An 8,737-nucleotide genomic window follows, 5' to 3' on the forward strand; every position below is an offset into this window, starting at 1 on the left:
AGCAGGAGCACATCCGTCCAACCCGCTTATCAGCGCCCACTCCGCACCTAGACTTTTACGACCGCTGGGGAAAGGGATGTCCGTGAAAGCTGGGGGGACGAGCGAGATGACCACGCAGTCGGCGAATCCGGATGCGTCAATCGCACCGGTACCGGCCCCCGGTCAACGCGTCACCGTTCGTCACCGCCCCTGGGTGGTCACCGACGTCGTCCGCTCGACCGCCGCGAGCGACGACCCCGCACGCGCCGCCGAGGCCGCCACAACCCACCTGGTCAAGCTGTCCTCACTGGAGAGCGACGGCCGCGACGAGGAACTGCGGGTCGTGTGGGAGCTGGAGCAGGCGACGGACGTCCACGACCAGTACGAGTTGCCGTCCCCCGACAACGGCTTCGACGAGCCCGGTCGGCTGGACGCCTTTCTCGACGCGGTGCGCTGGGGCGCCATCGCCTCCGCCGACAAGACCGCGCTCCAGGCGCCGTTCCGCTCCGGTGTGGAGATCCAGGACTACCAGCTGGACCCGGTGGTCCGTGCCCTCTCCATGCCCCGTACGAATCTGCTGATCGCCGACGACGTGGGTCTCGGCAAGACCGTCGAGGCCGGTCTGGTGATGCAGGAGCTGATGCTGCGGCACCGTGCCCGCTCCATGCTGATCGTGTGTCCCGCCGGGCTGACCCTCCAGTGGCGGGACGAGATGCGGGACAAGTTCGGTCTGGACTTCCGGATCGTCGACACGAAGATGCTGCGCGAGCTGCGCCGGGCGGCCGGTCCATACGCCAACCCGTGGACGCACCATCCGCGGCTGATCGTCTCGATCGACTGGCTGAAGCGTGAGCGTCCGCTGCGGATGCTGCGCGAGGTACTGCCCCAGGTGCCGGAGTACCCGCGCGCCTTCGACCTGCTGGTCGTGGACGAGGTGCACACCTGTGCCCCGTCGGGGACGGGCAAGTACGCGGTGGACTCGCAGCGCACCCAGGCGGTGAAGCTGCTGGCTCCCCACTGTGAGCACCGGCTCTTCCTCTCCGCGACCCCGCACAACGGCTTCCTCAACTCCTTCACGGCTCTCCTGGAGATGCTGGACCCGCACCGGTTCGCCGTCGGCGTCAAGCCGACCGACGAGCAGCTCAAGCGCGTGATGGTGCGCCGCATGAAGTCGGAGCTGCCGCCGCTGTGGAACGGCAAGCCCCGTTTCCCTCGCCGTCTGCCGCACGCGCTGGAGATCGACCACAGCGACGAGACACGCGCGGCGTACGCGAAGCTGGCGGAGTACGCCCGTTCCCGGCGCGGTGACCAGGGCGACGGAAAGGCGGGAGGGACGGCCGCCGACTTCGTGACGACGTTGCTGAAGAAGCGCTTCCTGTCGTCACCCAAGGCCTTCGCGGAGACCGTGCACACCCACCTGGGCACCATGACGGCACGGCGGGCCACCACGGAGGAGGAGCCCGCCCCGAGCGTCCGCGTACTGCGACCGCTGATCGAAGGGGTCGAGGAGGCCGAGGAGGCGGACGAGCAGGAGCAGGCCGAGGCTGCCGAGCGCGCGCTCACCGCGGCCCGTCAGGCGATGCGCCCGCTCAGCGTCCAGGAGCACACCCTCCTCAAGGAGCTGGACGTCTGGGCGGGCGAGGCCGGCAAGCGCCCTGATGCCAAGTTCGAGCGGTTCCGTGAGTGGCTGGACGGGATCGTCTGCCCCGACGGGCCGAAGGGCGACTGGGAGGACCAGCGGGTCATCGTCTTCACCGAGTACCGCGACACCCAGCGCTGGCTGTACGGGCAGCTGCTGGCCGCCGGTTACCCGGCGGATCGGATTGCCCAGCTGTACGGCGGCCAGGACCGGGACGACCGCGAACGCGTCAAGCAGGTCTTCCAGGAGAGCCCCGACCTGTCGCCCGTACGCATCCTGCTCGGCACGGACGCGGCCAGCGAGGGCATCAACCTCCAGGCACACTGCCACCGGGTCCTGCACTGGGAGATCCCCTGGAACCCGAACCGTCTGGAGCAGCGCAACGGCCGCGTGGACCGGCACGGGCAGAAGGCCGAACAGGTGGACGTGTTCCACTTCGTGCCCGGCGGCTGGCAGGGCTTCGACCCGGCCCACGACCTCCAGACGGACTCCGGTTACGAGGACGGGGCCCTGGAGGACGAGCTGCACTTCCTCGCCGTGGCCGCCCGCAAGACCGAGCGCATCCGTGAGGACCTGGGCAGCGCGGGCGAGGTGATCGCCGCGCAGGTGGAGCAGAAGATGCTGGGCCGCCGCTCCAGCTGGACCACCGCCGACGCCGAGATCACCAAGCGGTCCGGGAGGGCCGTCCTGAAGGTCGAGCGGGATCTGGCGCGGGATCTCGAACGCCTGGTGGAGGCACTGGCCGGCAGCCGTCAGGAGCTGCACCTCAGCGCGGCGACGGTCGAGCGGGTGGTCCGCACGGGACTGCTGCTGGGCCAGGGCAAGGACCTCACCGAGGTCCCCGATCCCCAGCCCCGGCTGGGCGCCCGCTGCTTCCGGCTTCCGGAGCTGACCGGAGCCTGGGCGCGGGCCCGCAACGACGGTCTACGGCACCCCCTCACCGGCAAAGAGCGCCCGGTCGTCTTCGACGAGACCGAGGCGCGTGACCGTACGGACGTGGTGCACCTGCACCTGGGGCACCGGCTGGTGCAGATGTGTCTGACGCTGCTGCGGGCCGATCTCTGGAAGAAGGCATCGAGGGCCAAGCTGTCCCGGGTGACGGCGCGCGTGGTGCCGGACGGGCTGCTGCGGCAGCCCGCCGTGGTCGCGCACGGCCGCGTGGTCATCACCGGCAGCGGCGGCGCGCGCCTGCACGAGGAAGTGATCGCGGCGGGCGGGCTCATCGAGGGCGGCAAGCTCTCGGCGGCGAAGAAGGACGAGGTCGAGGCATGGTTGGCGGCCGCGACGGAGGAACTTCCGGCGGACGGCGTACGGACCGAACTGACGGCGCTGTGGCCACAGTTGGAGGACCGCCTCGGCCGTGCCCTGAACACGCAGGCCAACCGCCGCTTCCGCTCCCTCGAAACACTGCTCGCCAAGCGCTGCGAGGAGGAGGTGGAGGGCATGCGGGCGGTCCTCACGGACCTGAGGCAGTCGATCCGGGACCGCCTGGATGGCAGCGAGTACTGGGAGCAGGAGTCGTTGTTCAAGATCGACGACGAACGGAACCAGTTGCACGCGGACCGTGAGGCCCTGGAGGAGCGCTGGAAGCGGCTGCCGCAGGTGATGGAGACGGAAACGGCCGCGCTGCGCCGGCGCTGGGCCGATCCCTCGCCGCGCTGGTTCCCGGTCGCCGTGACCTTCCTAGTCCCCCGTTCCCTCTCGCCCGTCGCCGCCACCGCCACCGCCACCGCCACCGCCCGCCAGGAGAGCCACTGATGCCGACCGCCGCCCCCGCCGCACGGAGGAAGTTCCCGCCGAAGGGCTCGGTCCCCACCCCCACCGAGCAGCACGAGGACTGGCTGCGGCTGCTGCGCCCCGACGGCCCGTTCGTCTCGCTGCCGGTGCTGGTAAGCGCCTTCCAGACGGGCCTCGACACCATCCCCGACGACGTACGGGCCAGACTGCGGCAGGCCTGGGCGGAGGTCCAGGAGGACCCGGCCCTGCTGCGGTCCTCCTGGGAGCGGTTCGTCCTGACCGAGCTGCTCGACTGGCGTGCGCCCGGCCTGCGCGAGGGCGCCGCGATCCCCGAGTCGCTGCGCGCGGGCGCGAACACGCCCGACGCGGTCCTGCTCGGTCCGGGGCAGTCGGGACTGGCTCCCCGCGCCCTGTTCTTCCGTACGGACGACTGGGGCGCCTCCCTCAACCGCCCGCGCGGCGAACAGCCCGGCCTCACCGACCGGGCCGCCGACCTGTGCCGGGCCCGCAACGTACCGCTGGCGCTGGTCACCAACGGCCGCGAGTGGGCACTGGTCCACGCCCGCCCGAAGGAGGCGACGACCGTCGCCGTCTTCGACGCGGACCTGTGGTCCGAGGAACCGATCCTGGCCCGCGCCTTCGCGAGCCTGCTCACCGCCCGCCGGGTGATCCGTCCGCCGCTGGACGCCGAGGGCAAGCCGACCGAGTCGACGGCGGGCCTGTTCGAACGCACCGCCAAGGCGCAGTCCGAGGTCACCGACACGCTGGGCCGCCAGGTCCGCGAGGCGGTGTCGCTGCTGGTGGCGGAGGTGTCCCGTCTTGACCGGGAGGCGCGCGGGCAGCTCCTCGACGGCGTCCCCGCAAAGGACGTGTACGAGGGCGCGCTCACCGTGATGATGCGCCTCGTCTTCCTCCTGTACGCGGAGGAGCAGCGGCTGCTGCCCGCCGGGGACGAGCTGTACGACGAGTCGTACGCCGTCGGCCCGCTCCACGAGGAACTGAGGACCGCCAAGCGTCTGCACGGCGACGAACTCGGTGACCGCAAGGAGGCCACCTGGCCACGCCTGCTCGCCCTGTTCGCCGCCATCCACGGCGGCTGCACGCACGACCGGCTGTGGATCCCCGCGTACGGCGGCTCGCTCTTCGACCCGTCGCGTTACCCGTGGCTGGTCGGGGCCACGGTCACCGACCGGGTGGTGTACGAGATCCTCGACGCGCTCCTGACCCTGCGCGCCCGCAAGGGCTTCAAGGGCGAGGAGCGCCTCTCCTACAAGGGCCTGGACGTCGAACAGATCGGCCACGTCTACGAGGGTCTGCTGGAGTACGGCTGCCAGTGGGCGGACGAGCCGTACGTCGGTGTCTCGTTCGGGCGGGACAGGAAGTACGAGGCGGTGCTGCCGCTGGCACGCCTGGAGGAGTGGGCCGCCGCCGGGACTCTGGCGGACGCGGTCGCGGCGGCGGCGGGCACGAAGCCGGCCACGGTGACGGCCGCGCAGGCCAAGTCCGGCACGGTGACGGCCCAGCTGGAGACGGCGTGCGGCAGTGACGCGTCGTTGGTGGAGCGGGCGGTGGCCTTCTCCGGCCTGTACGGGCTCGATCTGCGGGACGAGCCGAAGGTGTGGCCGGCCGGTTCGGTCGTCGTGGTCCGCTCCGGCAACCGCCGCGACACGGGCACGCACTACACGCCGAAGGCGCTGGCCGAGGAGATCGTCGAGCACACGCTGGCTCCGCTGTGTTACGCGCCGGGCCCTGCCGAGGGCGCGGCGCCGGGTGTCTGGCAGGCCAAGTCGGCGGACGCGCTGCTGAAGTTGCGGGTGCTGGACCCGGCGATGGGGTCGGGGGCGTTCCTGGTGTCCGCCTGCCGGTATCTGTCGGATCGGGTGGTGGAGGCGTGGCTGCGGGAGGAGGAGCTGCCTCCTGAGATCGCGAAGGACGTGGACCGCGACGACCACGAGCAGCTGCAACAGATCGCACGGCGGTTGGTGGCGGATCGGTGCCTGTACGGCGTCGACCGCGACCCGATGGCGGTGGAGCTGGCGAAGCTGTCGCTGTGGCTGGTGACGCTGGCGAAGGGCCGTCCGTTCTCGTTCCTGGACCATGCGTTGAGGTGCGGGGACTCGCTGGTCGGCGTCATCGACATCGAGCAGATCAAGGCGTTCCATCTGGACTCCGGGGCACGGCAGTTGAGTCCGGAGGTGTCGCGGGCTCTGGACATCACGGAGACGCTGCTGTCGGAGGCTGCGGAGCTGCGGCGCAAGATCGAGTCCACTCCGGTGAACGACATCCGCGTGGTCCGGGACAAGACGGAGTTGCTGGCGGAAGCCGAGTCCCTGAGTGACCGGCTGCGGCTGGCGGCCGACGCGGTGGTGGGCGCGGCCTTGGCGGCCGAGGGCATCTCTGATGAGGAAGCATCCGAGATCTCCGGTGAGGAGAACGTGGGCGGGGCGCGGGGGCGCGCGGCGTTCGCGGAGGCCAAGGAGGACGCGAAGGCGCGGGCGTATCGGAACCGGTTGGAGGCTGTGGCCGGGCTGATCGTGACTGCGATGGGGGGTGGTCCTGGGGCTGAGGAGGCGGCGGTTCGGGCGCGGGGAATCGTTGAGGGATGGCTGAAGGGGCCTCGGGCGGAGGCGGTGCGGCCGTTGCATTGGCCGTTGGAGTTTCCGGAGATTATGGGGGTGGGGGGCTCAACTGGGTTTGATGTGGTGGTGGGGAATCCGCCATTCAGTGGCGGTCAGCTGATTACGGGCTCCCTGGGCCAGGATTATCGCGAGTATCTAATCAGTCGGATTGGTGACGGGAAGCGAGGGAGTGCAGACTTGTGCGCATATTTCATGCTGCGCAATCTGACTCTGGCCCGCGAACGACGCTGTGGAATTATCGCCACAAAGAGCATTTCCGAGGGAAAAACTCGTGAGGTCGGACTCAACCAAGCGACTGAGAACGGATGGCGAATCTATAGAGCGATCAAATCCCTCCCATGGCCAGGTACCGCCAGCATCGAGGTTGCGCTCGTATGGCTCACTGCGACGGCGGCCCCCCGGGAGGGCGTGTTTCTCGCTAATGAGCGCGTAAACGAGATCACAACATTGTTGACACCTAAATCGCGGGCAACGGGAAGGCCGATCCAACTTGCCGCGAACGAGGGGACTTCGTTTCAAGGCGTAATCCTTACAGGAATCGGCTTCGCAATCGAAACCCCCCTGGCCCACCAGCTGATTTCTGAGGATCCTAAGAATAAGGATGTCCTGTTCCCGTACCTTAATGGAAGCGATCTCAACTCCCGCACAGACCGCTCCGCCAGCAGATGGGTGATCAATTTTTCCGAAATGACCATGGCCCAAGCAGAAGGCTACGCTGACGTCTTCGCCATCGCGGAGCGCGATGTCAAGCCGTCCAGGATGTTGAGCAAGACCAAGTCAAATAGGGACCACTGGTGGCGGTACGAGAAAGAGCGCCCCGCTATGCTGGATGCCATTAACGGCCTAGCGCGGGTGATGGTAATTGCCCAAACTAGCAGCACCCAGCTGCCATCTTTTGTACCCAACACATCCGTATTCGATCAACAACTAGTAGTTTTCCCAACCGAAAGCTACGCCGAGCTTGCTTTCCGCAGCAGCGAATTCCAGTATTGGTGGACCGTAGAGCACGGCCCGAAACGCACAGCTGACCTCGTCTATACGCCGACAACATGCTGTTCCCCACTTCCTCTCCCGGAACTGAGCGACGAACTCGCCGGGCTTGGCATGGAGCTGGAAACTCTCCAAAAGAAGACAGGTCTCGCTCTAACACCACTGTCGCAGCGCATTCACTCCCGTGAGGATGCCTCTACCCATATCGTCGCACTCAGAGAAGTCCATCAGAGGATCGACTATGCCGTATTGGCCGAGTACGGCTGGGACGTAGACCTCAATTATGGCTTTCACGAGACACGACGCGGCACCCGTTACACGATGTCCCCCGGCGCCCAGACTGAGGTCTTGGACCTACTCCTTGAGTTGAACCACAGCCGGTATGAGGAAGAAGTGAAGCTGGGGGAGCACACGCCAGAAGCGAAGCGGCGGCGGGCCGCCGCTCGTAAGGTCAAGGCGAAAGCGAGGGCCACAGCGCGGAGTCCCCAGCGCTCCCAAGAAAATTTCGACGACGGCGGGCTGTTCTCCAAACCGGACGCCTTGTTTTGAGCGTGTGCCAAGGCGCTCCGCTTCTGGCGACAACCAGGTTCGGAGCGCGTACCGTTAAGGCGTCAGCCTTCGGAGACGTACGTAACGAAGTGCGCCCAAGCGCCAGGCATGAGCGCGAGCTGCGGGCCTTCGATGCTCTTGGAGTCACGGACGTGCACCGTACCGGGGGCGGTGGCGATCTCGACGCACGAGTCACCCTCGGGGCCGCTGCTGTAGCTGCTCTTGAACCACGCCAGTTCGGAGGCGCCCCCGACAGAGGCCTTGTCGATCATGTTTCTCCCAGCAGGTGCTCGATGAACGCCAGCGACTCCCGTGGTGGGAGAGCCTGGGCCCGGATGGTGCCATACCTCAGTTCCAGGATCCGGATCTGCTTTGGATCTGAGGTCGGCCGACCGTTGAACGCGCTGTCCGAGCGCCCAGTCGCCGTACCATCCTCGAACTTCAACATCTCGATCCTCCCGTTGAGGCCGGGATGAGCATCGCTGCTTGTCGGCATTACTTGCAGTGTGACGTTGCGCAACCGCCCTACCTCCAGCAGCCATTCAAGCTGCTGTCGCCACACCATTGTGCCTCCGACAGGACGCCGGAGCGTCGCCTCTTCCTGCACGAAGCTGAGTGCTGGCGCGGGTGATCGCTCGAAGACTGACTGCCGGCCCACTCGGGCGGCCACCAACCGCTCGACTTCCTCCGGCGAGTACGCAGGCTGCCACGACTCGAACAGCGCTCGTGCATGCTCCGGAGTCTGCAACAGGCCGTTGATGCTGATGCTCTCGTACACGCCGATCTCAACCGCCTGCGCCTCCAACTTGGCCAGTTCCCGAACCTTCTTCGGATACCTGACCTTCTTCACGTCCTCCTTCATCGCCGCCAGCAGCCCACCCGCCCCCAGCACCTCGTCCGCCTTGTCCAGATAGTCGAGCCGGGGGATCCGCTTCCCTCCCTCAATTTTGTAGACCATGTCCTCGCCGTACCCGACCGCGTCCCCGAACTCGGCGGCCCGCATCCCCACAGACTCCCGCCGCAGCCTCAACTGCCGCCCCACGGTGGCGACGACGGCCACTCCCCAGTCGTCGTCCGGGTCCACCTCCCACCCCGGCTCGTCCGCCTCGCTCTTGAGCCGCCGTACCTCGCCGTCCACCGACATACCGCACCCCTTCGTCGTACCGCCGTGCCGCAACGCCCGTACCCGTAGGACCGGTAGGGC

The 8,737-nt window shown here is 67.8% G+C and carries 4 protein-coding genes; 2 read left to right on the top strand and 2 right to left on the bottom strand.

The genetic code is table 11. The features are described 5' to 3' along the window. Nucleotides 1-106: 106 nt before the first annotated feature. The gene (drmD, locus tag AB0959_RS38145; RefSeq protein WP_366831357.1) at nt 107-3,376 is read left to right on the top strand and encodes a DISARM system SNF2-like helicase DrmD; all 3,270 of its coding nucleotides are present in this window, start codon (nt 107-109) and stop codon (nt 3,374-3,376) included. Then, entirely contained in the window at nt 3,376-7,533 is a 4,158-nt protein-coding gene (locus AB0959_RS38150; RefSeq protein WP_366831358.1) for a DNA methyltransferase, read from the top strand. Before drmD ends, AB0959_RS38150 begins: the two co-directional genes overlap by 1 nt. Before the next feature lie 62 nt (nt 7,534-7,595). Here AB0959_RS38150 and AB0959_RS38155 read toward each other — a convergent pair whose 3' ends face one another. Together AB0959_RS38155 and AB0959_RS38160 are read right to left on the bottom strand one after the other, a co-directional pair. Next, nucleotides 7,596-7,805, bottom strand: a complete 210-nt coding sequence (locus AB0959_RS38155) for a DUF397 domain-containing protein (protein ID WP_366831359.1) — start codon at nt 7,803-7,805, stop codon at nt 7,596-7,598. Next, nucleotides 7,802-8,677 (bottom strand): helix-turn-helix transcriptional regulator, encoded by an 876-nt coding sequence (locus tag AB0959_RS38160; RefSeq protein ID WP_366831366.1) that lies wholly within the window; start codon nt 8,675-8,677, stop codon nt 7,802-7,804. The genes AB0959_RS38155 and AB0959_RS38160 overlap by 4 nt, the downstream gene beginning before the upstream one ends. Nucleotides 8,678-8,737: the final 60 nt, after the last annotated feature.

Origin of the sequence: Streptomyces sp. NPDC046862, from assembly GCF_040704615.1 — a bacterium.
GTDB lineage: Bacteria > Actinomycetota > Actinomycetes > Streptomycetales > Streptomycetaceae > Streptomyces.

Bases quoted from the DNA above. Each gene is read 5' to 3' on its own strand.
- AB0959_RS38160 (WP_366831366.1), bottom strand. From the start codon at position 8,677: ATGTCGGTGGACGGCGAGGTACGGCGGCTCAAGAGCGAGGCGGACGAG.
- drmD (WP_366831357.1), top strand. From the start codon at position 107: ATGACCACGCAGTCGGCGAATCCGGATGCGTCAATCGCACCGGTACCG.
- AB0959_RS38155 (WP_366831359.1), bottom strand. From the start codon at position 7,805: ATGATCGACAAGGCCTCTGTCGGGGGCGCCTCCGAACTGGCGTGGTTC.
- AB0959_RS38150 (WP_366831358.1), top strand. From the start codon at position 3,376: ATGCCGACCGCCGCCCCCGCCGCACGGAGGAAGTTCCCGCCGAAGGGC.